Origin of the sequence: Gordonia pseudamarae (genome assembly GCF_025273675.1) — a bacterium.
Taxonomy (GTDB): Bacteria; Actinomycetota; Actinomycetes; order Mycobacteriales; family Mycobacteriaceae; genus Gordonia; species Gordonia pseudamarae.
On record NZ_CP045809.1, the window covers coordinates 3,253,548 to 3,271,582 of the forward strand.

Below are 18,035 nucleotides of genomic sequence, written 5' to 3' on the forward strand. Positions count from 1 at the left end.
GTCGATGGCTCAGGCCAGCCGGGTGATCTCCACGACGACGTCGAGGTCGGTGGCCCCGCCGCCGGTGTACACCCCGCGCAGCGGTGAGACATCGGCGTAGTCGCGGCCCACACCCACCGACACGTGGCGTTCGGTGATCGTGGTGTCGTTGGTGGGGTCATGGCCCCACCAACCGCCGGTCCACGCCTCGATCCACGCGTGGCTCTGGCCCGCGACGGTCTTGTCGATCGGCGCGTTCGGGTCGGGGTGCAGATACCCCGACACGTACCGCGACGGGATGCCCAGAGACCGCAGCATCAGCAGGGTGAGATGGGCGTAGTCCTGGCAGACACCTTTGCGTTCGTTCCAGGCATCGACGGCGGTGGTGTGCACACCGGTGGTGCCGGGTACGTACTCCATCTCGTCGTACACGAACTTGCAGACCGCCTCGACCGCGTCCTCCGGGGTGCGGCCCTTGGCCAGGCGTTTTGCCGTCGTCCCCAGGCCCCGGTTCTTCGGCACGTACGCGGTGTTGGCGAGCATCTCGTCGTAGCGGTCCTTGATGTACTCGGTGTGCAACTCCTCCCAGGTGGCCTGTTGTTGTGGCCGCTCGCCCGCATCGGTCTCCACCACCGACAGCCCTGACACCTCGAGCTCGTTGTGCGGTGCGTGCAGATCGAAAGCGGTGACCGCCGACCCCCAGTAGTCGGTGTACCGGTACGCGCGTGAGGACGGCACCGTCTCCACACGATTGACGATGACGTTCTGCCGGTGATCGCTGCGCGGTGTCAGCCGCGCCTCGTTGTACGACGAGGTCACGGCACTCTTGTAGGCGAAACCCGTCGAATGGACGACCCGCAGACGCCAGCTCACAGTTCACTCTCCTCGATGACGAGCACTTCGCCGTCGCTCACCCGGGCGTCGGCCCATGACACATACGGTGACACGTGGAAGTACTGCTTGGTGACCGCTTCGTTGACCGCGCGGCAGGTGTCCTGCAGATCGAGCAGACGCTCCTCGAGCCCCTCGAGCAGTACCCCGGAATCCAGGAACTCCAGTGAACTGCGCGCCCGGCCCAGCAACAGCAGCGCCGGTGCCTGCGCACCGACGCGGCTAGGACCCTTCTCGAGGTCGGACAGATTGTGTTCGGCCACGCGCAGCGCATGGAACACCGACCGCGGAAAAAGCCGGTCCAGCAACATGAATTCGAGCACCTTCTCGGCGTCGATCACGCCCCGGTAGGTGCGCAGGTAGGTGTCGTGTGCACCCGCCGACACCAGCACACTCACCCACTGCGGTGACGTGACCCGGTCACCCGCTCGGGACAGGAGCATGCGGATGGTCATGTCGACACGTTCGATGGACCGGCCGAGCAGCAGGTATCGGTATCCGTCGTCGTGGCTGAGGGTGGCGTCGGCCAGCCCGGCGAACATCGCCGCGCGGTTCTTCACATACGACAGGAATTCGTGCGGGCCGAGTGTGCGGGCCCGCTTCTCGGCGTCGCTGAGCCCGTTGTAGGTGGTGTTGAGGCACTCCCACATCTCCGAGGAGGTGACCTCACGCGCGCCGCGGGCGTTCTCGCGGGCCGCGTGAATCAGATCGACGATAGAACCGAACGAATCCTGGTTGTAGGCAACGCGTTCGGTAAGGGTGAAGATGTCCGCCTCGACGCCGGCGTCGGGCGCCTGCAGGCCGAGCACCTGGATCACCCGCCGCGCGGCCCGATCGACGTCGACGGTGGAATCCTCCAAGATCTGATGGACCACGACGTCGAGGATGCGGGCCATGTCGTCGGCACGTTCCACATATCTGCCGATCCAATACAGGGATTCGGCATTTCTGGCCAGCATCATTGCCCGACCTCTTCCTGTCCTTCGCGGGCCTGTGCGGGGGCCGTCCCGTGCTGTTGCTGTTGCTGGGTCTGGGTGTGCACGGGTTCGGGGGCGCTCTCGGCCGGGCGCGCCGCCACGCGGCTCGACACGACCTTGGCCCCGGCCAGTTCGCGCTCCCCCTCGGAACCACGCGCGGCCAGCACCCAGGTGTCCTTGGAGCCGCCGCCCTGGCTGGAGTTGACCACCAGTGAGCCCTCCGGCAGGGCGACGCGGGTCAGACCACCCGGCAGCACCCAGACCGACTCACCGTCGTTGACCGCGAACGGCCGCAGGTCGACATGCCGCGGCCGGAGCTGATCGCCGGCCTTGGTGGGCACCGTCGACAACTGCACCACCGGCTGCGCTATCCAGCCACGCGGGTCGTTGCGGACCTTCTTGGCCAGTGCGTCGAGTTCGGCGCCGGTCGCGTCCGGACCGAAAACGATACCGTAACCACCGGATCCTTCAACGGGTTTGACGACGAGTTCGTCGATGCGGTCGAGGACTTCTTCGCATTCCTCGGGCAACCAGCACCGCAGGGTGTCGACGTTCTTGAGAGATGGCTTCTCGCCCAGGTAGTACCGGATGATCTCCGGCACATAGGTGTAGATGAGCTTGTCGTCGCCGACACCGTTGCCCACGGCGCTGGAGATCACCACATTGCCGGCGCGGGCGGCGTTGAGCAGGCCGGCCACGCCCAGCATCGAGTCGGGACGGAACTGCATGGGGTCGAGGAAATCGTCATCGATACGCCGATAGATGACGTCCACGCGTTGCTCGCCCTCGGTGGTGCGCATGTAGACGACATTGTCGCGGCAGAACAGGTCGCGGCCCTCGACGAGTTCGACACCCATCAGCCGGGCCAGCAACGAATGTTCGAAGTAGGCCGAATTGGCAACGCCCGGAGTGAGAACCACGATGTTGGGGTCGGCCTCGTTGACCGCGGCCGAGGCCCGCAGCGCGCGCAGCAGATGACTCGGGTAGTCCCCGACCGCACGAACCTTGTGTGAGGCGAACAGGTCCGGGAACACCCTCGCCATCGTGCGCCGGTTCTCGATCACGTACGACACACCCGACGGCGAGCGCAGGTTGTCCTCCAGCACCCGGAACTCACCGTTCTCGTCGCGGATCAGATCGATACCGGCGACATGGATCCGAACCCCGTTGGGCGGTCGGATGTTTGCCGCCTGACGGTGAAAGTGCTCACACGAGTGGACAAGTCGCTTCGGCAGCACCCCGTCGCGAAGGATCTCCTGCGTCCCGTACACGTCGTCGAGGAAGAGCTCAAGTGCCTGCACCCGCTGGGCGATCCCGCCTTCGAGTTTGTGCCACTCGGCGGCCGAGATGACACGCGGTACGACGTCGAGCGGGAACGGACGTTCCTTACCCGACAACGAGAAGGTGACCCCCTGATCGATGAATGCCCTTCCCAGGGCGTCGATCCGGGTTTCGATGTCGGCACGATCCGATTCGGCCATCGCCTTGAAGATGCCCCGGTAGGCCGGCCGGATGTCGCCGTTGGCATCGAACATCTCGTCGTATGGCCTGCCGAACGACGGGGCGCCGGTGTAACCGTCAAAGATCGTGTCCGTCAGCGCCCGCGACTGCGCCGTCGCCGGCTTGGCGCGTTTGGCCGCGGCTCTGGATGTGGCGGACTTGGGGACGACCGCCGCCGTGGACGCGGGCTTGGTCGCGGCAGCCTTGGCGGGGGTCCGCTTGGCGGCCTTGGTTGTCGACGCGGGACTCATAACTTGACATGGTGCTACAAAAACCCCGACTCGGCAGGACTGTTGAGTGACTGATTCGCCCCGGCACCCATCGCGCGCCCGGATCAGCGCAGGTGCCGGCGCATCCCGAGGACCCGGCGCCGTCCCCTGCGCACCACATTCGCCGCCCGTGTCTGCCAGCGCGGACGCACCCGTGGCAGGGGTGCCGAAACGACCAGCGCCGCCACTGTGTCCAATGCCACCTCGAGGACATCGGCGTCCGTCGGTTCGGGCACGGCGTCGTCCGGCCGGGCGAGTGCCAGGTCGTCGAGATCACCGGCGATCCGGTAACCGGCGGCGGCGATCTCCGCGATCATCGCGCGGCTCTGTTCGGCCGCCCAGGCCAACTGCTCCCCCGATATCCGGCGCGGTGTCCCGCCGCGTTCGGCGAACAGGATCTCGCCGATGATCTGGCCTTTCATCACCCGCTCGTACCGCCGCCATTCGATCGCATCGGGTTGCAGTCGGGTGTTGAGCCGGCGCACGAACTCCGTCTGCACCGCCGACAGCGACGAGTTCAGGTCGGGAACCGCGATGGTCAGCGCCGCCGGATCGACGCCGATGACCGACAGGAACCGATTCCACAGTTCGTCACCGCCACGGGTCTGCGGGACGGTGATCACATGCACCCGGTCGGGCCCGACGAACGGCGCCCAGGTGCGCAGGATGCGCACATAGTCCTGGAATTCCCAAAAGGGTTCTTCACCGACGCGCGCTTGGCGGGAAGGCCCGTCGCCGCCGGCCGCCGGAGTGTGTGGGCCGCCGGCGTGCGCGCGGACCGAGTCGACGAACTCGGCGAACGTGGCGGTCCGCTGGTTCTTGACGTTCTCCTGCCACACCGACGGCAACTGCCGACCGAGGTCACGCACGGTCACCACCACATGCACGTCGTCGGCGAAGCCCAGATCCGACATGAGTTTCCCGATCTGCGGCTCGGTGGCCGTGGCCAGTAGTTCGTGACTGACCAGGGAACGCTCCGGCCACGCCTTCATCTGGGCCACCATCGTCGGCCACGCCGACGCAAACTCCGGGTCTACCCAGTCCAGGTAGCGCTCGGGCTGCAGATGTGCCGCGGCGTGGAAATGGTCGGCGATCTCGTTGCCCGGATACAGCAGGCCCGACGAGTCGAGCGCGAGGTCCCGGTTGCGCCACAGACGATCCTGCAGATGGGTGGTTCCGGTCTTGGGTAGTCCGATGTGGAGGTATACGACTGACATGATGAACCGAGCCTATTGGGTCGGGCCGACGGGAACCGGGAGGAGCCGTCCATCTCGGCCGGTTGCCGACGGATTTGGGGGCGTCGCGGCCCGTCAGGTAAAGTAGATCGCTGTTGCACACCGCCACCCATGGCAGGTGTGATCCGGTGGTGCAAGCCACCACACATGAACAGTTGACAGCTTTTTCACCGCAAACGTAGAGGGAACCCGCGTGGCAAACATCAAATCGCAGATCAAGCGCAACCTGACCAACGAAGCGCGTCGTCAGCGCAACCAGTCGGTGCGCTCGTCGCTGCGGACCGCGATCCGCAACTTCCGCGAGGCCGTTGCCACCGGCGATAAGGACAAGGCCGCCGAGCTGGGCCAGTTCGCGAGCAAGAAGCTCGACAAGGCCGCCAGCAAGGGCGTCATCCACGCCAACCAGGCCGCCAACAAGAAGTCGGCCATCGCGCTGGCCGTCAACAAGCTCTGACCTGTAGCTGACGAACAACCCGGTGATCTCCACGCGATCACCGGGTTTCTGGCGTGTCCACACCCCGCCCTTCACCCAGCCGGCTGAGGTGCGAGGAGCGCAAGCGACGAACCTCGAAACCCGGTGAGATAACCTCGAAACCCCGTGGGACAGCACCGTCCGGCCGAGTGGTGTCGACACTCACAAGCTCGCACAAGGCCCGCACTTACAAGCGTATGCCCTTCACCGCACCCGCGAACGCACGTCCGGCCGCAGACCCGCAACCGTCGACACCGCGTGTTCGAGGGCGTAGTCGGCGTCGGCGGCCTGACCTTTCACGTCGCCGTTGAGTTGGGCGACGACGATCATCGCCTGCGCGATGGATACCGAATCCCATGCCCGCGCCTGCCCCTGCACCTTCTTGACGCGCCCGGCAGGCATGCCGAGTTCGCGGGCCACCGAGTAGTGGTCACCGGACACTCCGCGCACACGCGCGATGGCGTGTACCGCTTCGGCGAGTGCGTCGGCGAGCAGCACCCTGGGCACGCCGTGGTGACACGCCCAGGCCAGTGATTCGAGGGCACCGGCGCGGTCGCCGGTGACGGCCTTGTCGGCCACCTCGAATCCGGTGACCTCGGCGCGGCCCTGATAGTAGGTGAGCACGATGTCACGGGTCACCTTGCCGGTGGTGTCGGCGACCAACTGGCCGCATGCGGCCGCCAGCTCCCGCAGTTCCCCGCCCACGCTGTCGACGACCTGCTCGACGACATCACCGCTGACCCGCGCGCCGAGCCGTGTGAATTCGGCGCTGACGAACGTGGCCCGGTCCGACGGCCATTTCGGCGATGCGCAGTCGTACTCGACGGCGCCGGCCTTCTTGAGCGCGGGGACCATCGATTTGGCACGGCCACCGCCGGAATGCACGACCGCCAGCGTGATGCCGTCCGGCAGCGCCTTCGCGGTTGTCGCCACCAGTTCGGCGGGGGCCTTGCCTGCCTCGGCGGCCGATTCGACGACGATCACCCGTTCCTCGGCGAACAGGGACGGGCTGAGCAGTTCGGCCAGTTCGTGTTCGGTCACATCCCCGGCGCGGACCCGGGTGACGGGCACGTCGGCACCGCTCTGCGCCGATCGCTCGGCGACGATCGATTCGACGACGCGACCGGTCAGGAAGTCGTCGTCACCCAACAGCAGGTGCAGCCGTTCACTCACGGCCACCATCGTGCCAGACGATCCGCAACCGCCACCGCCGACATTCACCCCCTCCGGCACCGGCTACCGCACGCCCTGAACCGACACCAGCGTACGGGCCGACGAACTACCGCCCATCGGGGCCGAACCCACGACGGGACAGCTGATTCCGCACCACCAGCCCCACAGCAACCGTCGCGCCCGCCACCACCGCCGCGCCCAGCACACCATCGGGAACAGGGATCGACGACCACGCCCACCCGCCGAGAACACGCGCGCAGGTCACCATCCACCACAAGGCCGGGCCGAGCATCCGGGCGAGCAATTCGGCCAGAACCCAGCCGACGCCGCCGGGCGGGCCGAGCGAACCGATCAGAGCCGCAAGGGTGCCGACCACGCTGATCACGCCGACGACCGGCACCACCACGACATTGGCAAGGATCGCGACGACACTGAACCGGCCACTGATCAGCGCGATGAACGGCGCGGTCACCGACTGCGCCGCAATCGCCATGCCGAGCACCTCCGCGACACCTGTCGGGACCCGATGGTCCCACAACAAATCCCGGATAGCGGGCCCCCACAGCACGATCCCCGCGGTCGCGGCCACCGACAGCACGAAACCAGGCGCCAGCGCCAACTCCGGCCACCACAGCAGACCCACGATCACCGCCGTCCCCAGCGCGGGCAGTGCCTGTGATCGCCGTCGGCCGAGCATCGCCAGAAGGCCGACGGCACCCATCATCGCCGCCCGCAGGACGCTCGGCGACGGTCGGACCAGGATGACGAAGCCGGCGATCACGATCAGCCCGAGAACCGGCAGATATCCGCGGGGGCAACCGATCAGCGCGAGCGCCGCCAGCGCCGCACCGCATACGATCGCGAAGTTGCTACCGGATACCGCGGTCAGGTGGGTGAGTCCGGCATCCCGAAAGTCTTCGCGCACATCGTCATCGAGCCCTGAGGTGTCGCCGAGCACCAGGCCGGGCAGCAGGCCCGATTCGGGGGCGCCCAAGGCCCGGGCGCTGATGGTGCGCAGCCGGGCCCGGATGTACGCGGCGACCCGCTGGTGTGCGGGCGGCGCGCCCACCAGCGCCGGGGTGCCCACGGCGGTCAGCGAGGCCACCAGCATGGTGTGCTCGGGTGGAGGCCGGACCCGCACCAGCACCCTGACCCGTTGCCCAGGTACGAGTTGCGACCACTGTTGCGTTGCTCCCACCAGATGCGCACCCGCCGCGCCGATCTGCCGCTCCCCCACGGCCACCACGTCGACCCGGATGCGCGATCGCCCCGACGCCGCGGGCCGCAGCGGCACGGGATCGTCGACGACGCGGACGGTGACCGTCGACTTTCCACGATCCTCATGCAGCGGAGATTGTTGTATCGCGGTGACTTTGAGGGACAGCGCGATACCGGCCGTGACTGCCATACCCAGCATCAGCACCACCGGCCCGACCAGCCGCCACGACAGCAGCCGCAACCACACCGCACCCGTGACACCGAACAGCGCGGCACCACCGATGATCACGATCACCCTGATCGCGGACGGGGCGGCCAGCCCGACCATCGTGATCATCCACACCGCCGCGGCGGGCGCGACCAGCCGCAGGTCGCGCGTCGAGGTCACACGATGACCTTGTCGCGCAACTTCTCCAGCCGCGCCGGCCCGATCCCGTCGACTTCGGTGAGCTGGTCGACGGAGGTGAACCGGCCGTTGCGCTGCCGCCAGTCGAGGATCGACTTCGCGGTCACCGGTCCGACGCCGGGCAGAGATTCGAGCTCGGTTTGCGAGGCGGTGTTGAGGTTGACGGTGCCCGACCCACCGGTCGGGGCCGTCCCACCGGCCGGGTCGGGAACGGACGATTCGTCCGAAGCCGGTGCACTCGTCGGCCCGGCCCCGACAACGGCACTGCGCATCGACATCTCACCGTCGCGTCCGGCGTATCCGACGAGTACCTGGTCGCCGTCACGCAGCAGCTGAGCGAGGTTGAGCGACAACAGGTCCGCATTCTTACGGGCACCGCCGGCCCGCTCGATGGCATCGGCGACCCGCGCGCCGGGCGGCAGCCGGACCAGCCCCGGCCTGCCCACCAGCCCCACCACGCTCACCACCATCGCATCCGGTTGCGGGGCCGACCTGCTCGGTTCGGCCGCGGCGGGGGCCGGTGCGGACTCGTCCGGTGCCGGTTGCACCGTCGACGGGGCCGTCGAGGTGTGTGCCGCGGCGGCCGGAAAGTCCACGCCCGGCACCGGGTCGTCACTGCCCCAGATTGCGAAACCCGCCACCGCACAGGCGATGACCCCCACCAGAATCAAGGCGATCGCGGCGGGCGGTGCCACGGCGAACCTGGAACGGGATCGCCCACCCGGCGGTTCGTCGTCGTCCCACTCCCAGTCCTCGTCCGGTTCGTCCCATCGGTCTCTCCGCCGGTCATCGGTGTCTCTCCGCCGGTCATCGGTGTCTCGATGGCGGGTGTCTCGATTGTCGGTGTCGCGATAGTCGGTGCCGCGCTGGTCTGGGTCAGGAACACCGTCGAGATGTCCGCGCGCATCGGCCGGTTCCACGCGCGGAATCGCCGGGGGTACACCGGACAGCCACGCAGGCATGCTCCCGGCAGCCCACTCCGATCCCATCCCGCGCGCGCCACTCCCGCCACTCCCGTCGTCGCGACGTCCCCACGTCCCGGCGGCAGTGGTGATCGGCTCCGGATCGGTCTGATCATCCGCGGGCACAGGACCGTCGGTGTCGTGATGTCTCGGCGGTGACGGCAACCGCACGATCGGTTCCGGGCTGACGGGCGGTTCCGGGCTGACGGGCGGTTCCGGGCTGACGGGCGGTTCCAGGTCGGTCGGCGGTTCCGGGCCGACGGGCGGTTCCAGGCCGACGGGAACATCGGGTTCGGTGGGCGGCGTGATACCGGACGGACCCGGCAACCGGTCATCGTCGGCCAGGAAGGGCGGTGCGCTGCGCAAGCGCTCCAGCGGGCTCGCCGGCGTCGATCCCCGGTGCGGTTCCCGCTTGTTCTCACCCGCAGGTGTGCGCGACGACTGTTCACCGATCTTGGAGGCCATGGCTCGACCCTACGGCCGGACCCAGCGATCGAGACCGACGAAAGTGCTTACGCCGCAATATCTGTGGACAAGTCGAGACATGTGCGCGGCTGTGCATCGCGCAATTGACAAAGACTTCCCGGCCGACTCAGTCCTCGGCGATTCCCTCGATGGGATCGAGGTGGGTTCCGATCACCACACCGACCGCCCCCGGGCCGACATGGCTGCCGAGGACCGGGGAGATCTCGACGATCAGCGACGAGGTGACCATCTTGAGCTTCTTGCGCAGGTCGTCGGCCACCTCGTGGGCCAGTTCGGGTGCCTCGCAATGCTGGACACCGAGCGTCACCGCTCGCCCACCGGCCGATTCGAGCGCACCCTCCTCGAGTTTGGCGACCGCCTTGGAGAAGGTGCGGTGCCGTTCACGCAGGGTCATGGTGCCGTCCACCATGTGCAGGATCGGTTTGATCGACAGCGCCGAGCCGAGCATCTTCCCGGCCGCACTGATGCGGCCACCTGCGCGCAGGTTGTCGAGGGTCTGCACGCAGAACAGGGAGTCGACGGTCGCGGCCTGCCGGATCGCCGCCTCGTACACGCGGTCCCGGTCGGCTCCGGTTGTGGCCGCCTGCGCCGCGGCGATCGCCGCGAACCCCACGGCCAGGCCCACCGAACGGGAATCGACGACACGCACCTGACCGGAGAACTTCTCCGCCGCGAGCCGTGCCGCCCCCCAGGTACCGGACAACTTGCGGGAGATGTGCACCGCCACCACACCGGCACCGTCGCTGGCCGCCACCGCTTCCTCGAGCGCCTCGCCGATCTCGTGCGGGTTGGCGCCGGAGGTGCTCACCCCGGGGATCCGCACGATGTCGTCGGGCACCTCGTCGACGCCGTCGCTGTAGTCGACGCCGTCGACCGTCAGATGCAAGGGCACACGCCGGATCCCGTAGTGGTCGGCGACCGACGACGGCAAACAGGACGACGAATCAGTGACGACGACAACAGGCACGGCGTCTACGTTATCCCGTCACCGTCAATGCCTTGCTCACCACCGGCGTGACCAGCGCCGCGAGATCACGATGACATTGGAAACCCCAATGGATGCCGTCTGGATTCATCTGCTGATCGGGGTCGGCGAACGCATCGCGTGTCGTCGGATAGAAGTCGACGGTCGGAAACGAGTTGGCCCGCGCATAGTCGGCGATGGCGGTGGTCGTCTCCATCCGGCCCTTGTGAACGTAGCCGTAGTACGGGCTCGCATGTGTCGGCGGCAGGCACACCACGATCGGCAGTTCGGGCCGCAGCTGCTTGATCGACGACCCGATCTTGTCCCAGTACTCGGCGGTCACCGACCCGGGCAACGCCAGCGGCTTACCGAGTTTCGACGCGCGCGGCTGCACCCACTGGTAGCCGTCACGGACGCGCTGGCGCAGCCAGTTGGGGCGGATGTAGCGGATCTGTTCCCGAAACGCCGTCGGCAACGGGGACGGCAGCGAATCCATGCCACCGAACGCCATCACCACGACCTCCGCGTCGGGGATGGCGGCCCAGATGTTGGGGTCCTGGGTCAGCGCCCACCACACGTCGCGGCTGGTCCAGCCGATACGGCCGAACAGTTTGAGTTCGCGGGCGCAGTCGGCGGCGACGATCGACGGCCAGATGTTCGGATCGTTGGCCGCCAAACCCCCTTTCGGACCGAAGAACGCCAGAGAATCGGACAGAACGACGATGCTCATTGCACTCCCGGGTCGGCGTCTTCGGCCGACGCATTCCAGACGTCCAGACGCCACCTCGGCGCCTCACCGGGCACCCCGTGCCCGGACAACTGCACCCAGCTGGTGTTCGCCAGACCCCCGAACACCGGCCACGACCCGATCGGCAGGTCCAGCAGTGCGGCGGTCATCGCAGCGATCACCCCGCCGTGTGCGACGAGCACCACCGGCGCGTCCGGATTGTCACCGGTCCCCCACTCGGGCAGGGCATCGACCAGTTCGGCGACCACCGGCGCGGCGCGGCCAGCCACATCCACGCGCGTTTCACCGCCGGGCGGACCCCACGTCGCGTCGTCGCGCCACACCCGCCGGGCACCCGGCGCGATCTGGTCGACCTCCAGGTGCGTCATACCCTGCCAGTCGCCGAGATGTGTTTCGCGCAGCCGGATATCGGTGGTGACCTCCAGCCCGGACTCCTCGCCCAGCGCGAGCGCGGTGTCGTGCGCGCGCCGCAGATCCGACGACCGGATCAGCAGCGGCGAGCGCTTCGCCAGCACCGTCGCCGCGGCGGCGGCCTGCCGCACCCCGAGTTCGGACAGGTCGGTGTCGAGTTGGCCCTGCATCCGGCTGTCCGCGTTGTACTCGGTCTGACCGTGCCGCAACAGCAGCAGCCTGCGCGCCACCGGCGTCAACCGTTCGACGGAGGTGTCGTGCGAGTCGGGTCCGCCGCTCATAGGCCGTCAATCTCGATGACCGGGCAGTCCTTCCACATCCGGTCCAGTGCGTACACGCTGCGCTCCTCCGCGTGCTGGATATGGACGACGATGTCGATGAAGTCGAGCAGCACCCAGCGTCCCTCACGTGTGCCCTCGCGACGCGCGGGCTTGTACCCGGCCTCACGCATCTTGTCCTCGACCTCGTCGACGATCGCGTTGACCTGACGTTCGTTGTCGGCGGAGGCGATCACGAACAGGTCGGTGATCACCAACTGCTCGGACACGTCGATCACGGCGATGTCGTGGCCCAGCTTGTCGGCGGCCGCCCGGGCGGCGACCTCGGCCATCGTCAGGGATTCAGGTGCGGCGCTCAACGGCGTCCCCTCTCGTTGTTGATCGAACTCGGTGGCGGACCCACCGCCGGTTGAGGTGCGAGGAGCGCAAGCGACGAGCCTCGGAACCCGGTGAGAAGACATTGTTCTCTTACGGGGTTTCGAGGCTCGGCCGGCGGGCGACGTCGCGCCTCAACCGACATAGCAGCGGTCATGGTGCGCTCACCCCGCGCGAGGCGCGCGCTCGGTAGAGACGCCGTTTGGCGATGTACTGCACCACCCCGTCGGGCACCAGATACCAGACGGGCCGGCCGGTGGCGGCGCGTTCGCGGCAGTCGGTGGACGAGATCGCCAGGGCCGGGATCTCGAGGGTCTGCAAGGTGTCGGCGGGCAGCGTCTTCAGGTGGTCGGCGAGGTGCTCGGCGTGCAGTTCGTAGCCGGGCCTGCTGACGCCGACGAACTTGGCCAGGGCGAACAGCTCTTCCCAGTGCTGCCACGACAGGATCGATTCGAGCGCGTCGGCGCCGGTGATGAAGTACAGCTGCGCATCGGGGAGGACGGCACGCAGATCGCGCAGGGTGTCGACGGTGTAGGTGGCGCCTTCGCGTTCGATGTCGACGCGGCTGACGCTGAATCGCGGGTTGGACGCGGTGGCGATCACTGTCATCAGGTAACGGTCCTCGGCGGGACTGACCGAACGCGGCGCGGTGCCGTTCTCCGCGTCACCGGTCATCTTCTGCCACGGCTGCCCGGTGGGCACGAAGATGACCTCGTCGAGCCTGCACCGGTAGGCGACCTCGCTGGCCGCCACCAGGTGCCCGTTGTGAATGGGATCGAAGGTTCCGCCCATCACACCGATACGGCGCACGCGAGGGCGGTCGGAGGACATGAAGGGTGAGTCTACCGGTGCAGGCCGGAGGGGCCGTCGCACCCTACACCGGCAGCAGGTCGGCGATGACTTCGCCGAGCTGGGTGACATTGCGGCATTCGTACATCTGGATCACCTGCGCGTACCGGGTCGCGGCGGAGTCGCCGGTTCCCCACACCGATTCGGCCTCCGGGTTGAGCCAGTACGAGTTGCGGGCCCGGTCGACGAGTTCGGTGAGCGCGTCGAGGCGGGCGTCGTGGTAGTTGTTGCGGGCGTCACCGAGGATCAGCAGCGCACCCCGATGGGTGAGCGACTCGGCGTACTCGTCGGCGAATCCGCGCAGCATGTTGCCGTAGTCCGAATGCCCGTCGAGGGTGGCGATGCGCGCGGTGGAGATCATCTGGTGCATCGCGGCGCCGAAGTCTCCGTCGTCGGTGTGCCGGTCGAAGTATTCGGTCACCTCATCGACGGTGTCCACGAAAGCGAATACCCGCACTTTCGAGAACTGTTGCCGCAGAGCGTAAACCAACCGCAGTGTGAACTGGGAGAAACCGGCGACAGACCCCGACACATCGCAGATGATCACCAGTTCCGGCCGGTGCGGCCGCGGTGCGCGATGGATGAGGTCGATGGGCACCCCACCGGTGGACATCGACGCCCGCAGCGTCTTGCGCACATCGACCTGCCCACGATGCGAACGGCGCCGGCGGATCTCCAGTTTCGCCGCCAGCAGCCGGGCCAGTGGCTCGATGGTGCGCCGGATCTGCGCCTGCTCACGCGCCCCGGCCGACAGGAAGTTGATGTTCTCCGGCAGCTTGGGCACCGCATAGTCGGCGACGGCGTCGCGGCCGTTGCGCATCGCCATCCGCCGCTGGGTTTCCGATTCGATCGCCGCACGCAGCCCACCGGCGCGGGCGCGGGCCGCCGCCCGGTACCGTTCGGCGGTGCCGGCGCGGCCCGCGCTCTCGTCGTTGCCGGCGTCCAACGCGGCGGCGATCTTGGCGATGAGGGTTTGCGGGCTGACCACCGACATCGCCTGATAGGTGGAGAACGCCTCCCCACGCGTCGACTCGTACCGGCCGAGCTGGTCGACGATCTGTGCCACCAGCTCCGCGAGCCGCCCGTCGCGCTCGGCCTCGTCGTCGGCGAGCAGGTCGGCGATCATCGAGCGGGTCGCCTCCACGTCGATCTCACCGTCGGTGTCGCGGGGCAACTCGAATGTGGTGGTGCGTACCCCCGGTGCGGGCGGAAACCACAGGTCGAAGAGCTTGTCGAAGACCAGCCGATGGGTCTGATCGGTCAGCAGGGTCGCCGCCAGACCTTCTCGCAGGCTGGTGCGGTCGAGCAGATCGAGGACCGCCATCGCGCGGGCGGCGTCGATGAGCGCCGACGGGTTGACCGGCATACCCCGCCCGCGCAGAGCATCGACGAACCCGGTGAGCTGCCCCACCAGGGGTACGTCGTCGAGCGTGGTCCGCGCGGTGTCGGTCATCAACCGAGTTTGAGTTCTTTGATCGCCGTCTTCAGATCGGGGCGATGCTTGAGCACCACGCCGAGGGTGCGGGCGATCAACCCGTCGTCGAGCGTGGCGCGACGCCCGGACACGTCGTCGCCGGCACCGAGCGCGAGCAACGTGTTGGCCCAGTCGATGGTTTCGGCCACCGACGGCTTCTTGCGGATGTCCAGGGTGCGCAGCACCCCGATGATCCGCACGATCTCCGCCGACAGCGCGCCACCGAGCTCGGGCACCCGCGAGGCCAGGATCTCCCGTTCGCGGTGGCTGTCGGGGAAATCGATGTACAGGTACAGGCAGCGCCGCTTGAGCGCCTCCGACAGTTCGCGGGTGGCGTTGGAGGTGAGCAGCACGATCGGGCGTCGGGTCGCGGCGACCGTACCCATCTCGGGGATGGTGACGGCGAAATCGCTGAGCACCTCCAACAGCAGACCTTCCATGTCGACGTCGGCCTTGTCCACTTCGTCGATCAGCAGGACCGTGGGTTCGTCGCGGGAGATGGCGCGCAGCAGCGGTCTCGGCAGCAGGAACTCGTCGGAGAAGATGTCGCTCTTGGCCTCGTCCCACGAACGGGTGCCGGTCGCCTGGATCGCGAGGATCTGCTTGGCGTGGTTCCACTCGTACAGGGCGCGGGCCTCGTCGATGCCCTCGTAGCACTGCAGACGGATGAGTTCGGCACCGGTGGCTGTGGCCAGCGCTCGCGCCAACTCCGTCTTGCCGACACCGGCGGGACCTTCCACCAGCAGCGGTTTACCGAGCCGGTCGGCGAGGAAGGCACTGGTGGCGGTGGCATCGTCGGCGAGGTAGCCGGTCTGGCGCAGTCGCGTGACAACGTCGGGCACGCCGTGGAACGACGGAACGATCGCGCTCATGCGGGCCGCACGTGGCCGTCGCCCCACACCACCCATTTGGTGGAGGTCAGTTCGGGCAGCCCCATCGGTCCGCGGGCGTGCAGCTTCTGCGTCGAGATACCGATCTCGGCACCGAAACCGAACTGTTCGCCGTCGGTGAAGGCGGTGGACGCATTGACCATCACCGCGGCCGCGTCGACGCGGGTGGTGAATTCACGGGCCGCGGCGAGGTCGGTGGTGATGATGGCCTCGGTGTGGCCGGTGCCGTAGGTGTCGATATGTGCGACGGCGGCGTCGAGGTCGTCGACCACCTTCATCGCGATGTCGAGCGACAGGTATTCGTCGGACCAGTCGGTGTCGGTGGCCGGGACCATGCCGGGTTCGTCGCCGTGGATGGTGACCCCCTGCACCTGCAGGGCCTGCGAGATCTGCGGCAACGCGTCGGCGGCGACCGCCTTGTCGATGAGGACGGTTTCGGCGGTGTTGCACACGCTCGGCCTGCGGGTCTTGGCGTTGAGGACCACGCGGGTGGCCACATCGATGTCGGCGAGGGCGTGCACGTACACGTGGCAGTTGCCCGTGCCGGTTTCGATGGTCGGCACGGTCGCGTTGGACACGACGGCGTTGATCAGTCCGGCGCCTCCGCGCGGGATGACGACGTCGACGAGGCCACGGGCGCGGATCAACGCGGTGACGCTGGCCCGGTCCTCGCTGGGCAGCAAGGCCACCGCGTCCGCGTTCACACCCTGTGCCAGGAGTACCTCGCGCAGGATTCGGACCAGTTCGGCGTTGGAGCCGGCCGCCGAGGACGACCCGCGCAACAGCACCGCGTTGCCGGATTTGAAGGCGATGCCGAAGGCGTCGACGGTGACGTTGGGGCGGGCCTCGTACACGATGCCCACCACACCGAGCGGTACCCTCACCTGCCGAAGTTCCAGACCGTTGGGCAGGGTCTTGCCGGAGATCACCTCGCCGATCGGGTCGGCGAGGGCGGCGACCTGACGCAGGCCATCGGCGATACCGCTGACCCGGTCGGCGGTCAGTCGCAGCCGGTCGATCAGACCGGCCTCGGTGCCGGCGGCCTCTGCGCGGCCGACGTCGGAGGTGTTGGCCGCCAGGATCGAATCGGCGTTGGCCTCGATGGCATCGGCGGCGGCGAGCAGCACCTCGTTCTTGGTGGCGGTGGTGAGCCCGGTCAGGCTGCGCGAGGCGGCTTTGGCGGCGCTTGCCTGCGACAACACCACGCTCTCGATGTCGGTCCCGACCGATTCTGCGGTGGGTGCGCTCATGAATCCTCGCTTGACGTCGGCAATCGGTCGGTCACCAGCGTATCCGAGCCCGGGTGTCTTCCTGGCACGTCCCCCTATAGTCGGTGCAGATCCCCACCGGCCAAGGGAGTCCGTGCAGTGGGAGACAGGCACACGCATGTGCCTATCTCTCGGAGACGAGCACCTCACACCGGCAGCCGATTCCCGGGGCCCGACCGAGCTGTGCATCCGTGGTCACGAGCACGCACTCAAGTGCCCCGGCAAGGGCCACGTAGAGCGCGTCGTACGGGGTGACATTCTCGCGAAGCGCCCACACCCTGGCACCAGGCGGCCGGTGCGGACTGGTCCGCACCGGAAGCGCGTCAAGGTCGTCGACTGCGAACCCCGCTCGGCGCAGGTCCACCCGGCCGTCCACTATCTGATCAACAGCCACGCAATACCTGCGCGAGCACCTTTCGGGACGGCAGGTCGAGTGCCAGGCCGTAGGCATCGACGACGGCGACGAACTGTATCGAGTACTGACATCGGAACCCGGTGAGCGGCGGCATCCACCGTGCCGGTTCGGCATCGCTCTTGTCCTGGTTGGAGCGGGCATCGACGGCAACGAGATTCGCCGGGTCGTTGGCGAACGCGTACCGTCGCGCCGCCGGCCAGCCGCGCGCACCCATCGCCCATGCGAAAGCAAGCGGCACGATGTGGTCGATCTGCACCGCCGACGGCGCCCGTTCCCGCGAGAACACGATGAACTCGCCGGTGTAGGGGCTGCGGAACTCCCCCGACAGCACCGCTTTCGGACACGAGGAGGTGACACCGGTGGTGATGTCGGACAGGTCGCGGGTGAGGACGTCGTTGCGGGTGTCGCAACCGTTGCCGCCGCCGGTCACCGATACCGCATCCGTCCAGGCGCTGCCGAACCGCGCGCGGTCGTAACTGCCGTCGGCTCCGGCACGGTACTCGACTGTCGGGATGCGCGCCAGGGTCGCGGCCGCCCGGTCCGCCGCCCGGCGCAGCGCCGGATCGGCGCCCGCTCCGGTGTCGGCCAGTACCGCACCGATCGCGACGATCACCGCGGTCACCGCCGCTGCCCACACGGCGAGCCAACGAGTGACCGGCCACCGTGACGAGGACACGGTGCGCATCAGCCACCGGCGATACCGGTGCACCACCAGTTGCCATCGCCGAACAGTGGAATACGCTGTGCAGCGGCATGTCCGGCAATGGCGGGACCGTCCACCGGGCACCGTCGAAT

General features: G+C 67.9%; 17 protein-coding genes. 1 reads left to right on the forward strand and 16 read right to left on the reverse strand.

All coding sequences use genetic code 11. The annotated features are described in order from the left end of the window. Positions 1 to 9 precede the first annotated feature (9 nt). The 4 genes from GII31_RS14350 to GII31_RS14365 all read right to left on the reverse strand — a co-directional run bounded on the left by GII31_RS14350 (position 10) and on the right by GII31_RS14365 (position 4,833). Positions 10 to 852, reverse strand: a complete 843-nt coding sequence (locus GII31_RS14350; protein WP_213244110.1) for a transglutaminase family protein — start codon at positions 850 to 852, stop codon at positions 10 to 12. Next, on the reverse strand, positions 849 to 1,832 hold the full coding sequence (locus GII31_RS14355) for an alpha-E domain-containing protein (RefSeq protein WP_213244111.1): 984 nt from the start codon (positions 1,830 to 1,832) through the stop codon (positions 849 to 851). Before GII31_RS14355 ends, GII31_RS14350 begins: the two co-directional genes overlap by 4 nt. Beyond that, entirely contained in the window at positions 1,829 to 3,598 is a 1,770-nt protein-coding gene (locus GII31_RS14360; protein WP_260840002.1) for a circularly permuted type 2 ATP-grasp protein, read from the reverse strand. The genes GII31_RS14355 and GII31_RS14360 overlap by 4 nt, the downstream gene beginning before the upstream one ends. Positions 3,599 to 3,681: 83 nt before the next feature. Next, a complete protein-coding gene (locus GII31_RS14365) occupies positions 3,682 to 4,833 on the reverse strand; it encodes a sulfotransferase family protein (RefSeq protein WP_213244113.1) in 1,152 nt (383 codons plus the stop codon). 211 nt (positions 4,834 to 5,044) lie between these two features. Here GII31_RS14365 and rpsT point away from each other — a divergent pair, with 211 nt between their 5' ends. Continuing rightward, positions 5,045 to 5,305 (forward strand): 30S ribosomal protein S20, encoded by a 261-nt coding sequence (gene rpsT, locus GII31_RS14370; protein WP_213244114.1) that lies wholly within the window; start codon positions 5,045 to 5,047, stop codon positions 5,303 to 5,305. Positions 5,306 to 5,527: 222 nt separating this feature from the next. Here the strand turns inward: rpsT and holA are convergent, their stop codons facing one another. From holA to GII31_RS14430, 12 genes are all read right to left on the reverse strand, one after another. Continuing rightward, positions 5,528 to 6,505, reverse strand: coding sequence for a DNA polymerase III subunit delta (gene holA, locus GII31_RS14375; protein ID WP_213244115.1), 978 nt, complete (start codon positions 6,503 to 6,505; stop codon positions 5,528 to 5,530). A 97-nt stretch (positions 6,506 to 6,602) separates the two neighbouring features. After that, positions 6,603 to 8,102, reverse strand: coding sequence for a ComEC/Rec2 family competence protein (locus GII31_RS14380; protein WP_246221880.1), 1,500 nt, complete (start codon positions 8,100 to 8,102; stop codon positions 6,603 to 6,605). After that, entirely contained in the window at positions 8,099 to 9,547 is a 1,449-nt protein-coding gene (locus GII31_RS22625; RefSeq protein ID WP_407649822.1) for a helix-hairpin-helix domain-containing protein, read from the reverse strand. The genes GII31_RS14380 and GII31_RS22625 overlap by 4 nt, the downstream gene beginning before the upstream one ends. 127 nt (positions 9,548 to 9,674) lie before the next feature. Continuing rightward, positions 9,675 to 10,535 (reverse strand): DegV family protein, encoded by an 861-nt coding sequence (locus GII31_RS14390; protein ID WP_213244116.1) that lies wholly within the window; start codon positions 10,533 to 10,535, stop codon positions 9,675 to 9,677. Between the two features lie 10 nt (positions 10,536 to 10,545). Further along, positions 10,546 to 11,262, reverse strand: a complete 717-nt coding sequence (gene octT / locus GII31_RS14395; protein WP_213244117.1) for a diglucosylglycerate octanoyltransferase — start codon at positions 11,260 to 11,262, stop codon at positions 10,546 to 10,548. Further along, complete coding sequence (locus GII31_RS14400; protein ID WP_213244118.1) at positions 11,259 to 11,972, reverse strand: histidine phosphatase family protein; 714 nt, start codon at positions 11,970 to 11,972, stop codon at positions 11,259 to 11,261. Before GII31_RS14400 ends, octT begins: the two co-directional genes overlap by 4 nt. Then, positions 11,969 to 12,328 (reverse strand): ribosome silencing factor, encoded by a 360-nt coding sequence (gene rsfS, locus GII31_RS14405; RefSeq protein ID WP_213244119.1) that lies wholly within the window; start codon positions 12,326 to 12,328, stop codon positions 11,969 to 11,971. The genes GII31_RS14400 and rsfS overlap by 4 nt, the downstream gene beginning before the upstream one ends. 169 nt (positions 12,329 to 12,497) lie before the next feature. Continuing rightward, positions 12,498 to 13,175: a nicotinate-nucleotide adenylyltransferase gene (gene nadD, locus GII31_RS14410; RefSeq protein ID WP_213244120.1), complete on the reverse strand. Its 678-nt coding sequence runs from the start codon at positions 13,173 to 13,175 to the stop codon at positions 12,498 to 12,500. 43 nt (positions 13,176 to 13,218) lie between these two features. Beyond that, the gene (locus tag GII31_RS14415; RefSeq protein WP_213244121.1) at positions 13,219 to 14,646 is read right to left on the reverse strand and encodes a vWA domain-containing protein; all 1,428 of its coding nucleotides are present in this window, start codon (positions 14,644 to 14,646) and stop codon (positions 13,219 to 13,221) included. Beyond that, positions 14,646 to 15,539, reverse strand: coding sequence for an AAA family ATPase (locus GII31_RS14420; protein ID WP_407649823.1), 894 nt, complete (start codon positions 15,537 to 15,539; stop codon positions 14,646 to 14,648). The genes GII31_RS14415 and GII31_RS14420 overlap by 1 nt, the downstream gene beginning before the upstream one ends. After that, positions 15,536 to 16,807: a glutamate-5-semialdehyde dehydrogenase gene (locus tag GII31_RS14425; RefSeq protein WP_213244123.1), complete on the reverse strand. Its 1,272-nt coding sequence runs from the start codon at positions 16,805 to 16,807 to the stop codon at positions 15,536 to 15,538. Before GII31_RS14425 ends, GII31_RS14420 begins: the two co-directional genes overlap by 4 nt. Before the next feature lie 401 nt (positions 16,808 to 17,208). Next, a complete protein-coding gene (locus tag GII31_RS14430) occupies positions 17,209 to 17,925 on the reverse strand; it encodes an HNH endonuclease family protein (RefSeq protein WP_213244124.1) in 717 nt (238 codons plus the stop codon). Positions 17,926 to 18,035: the final 110 nt, after the last annotated feature.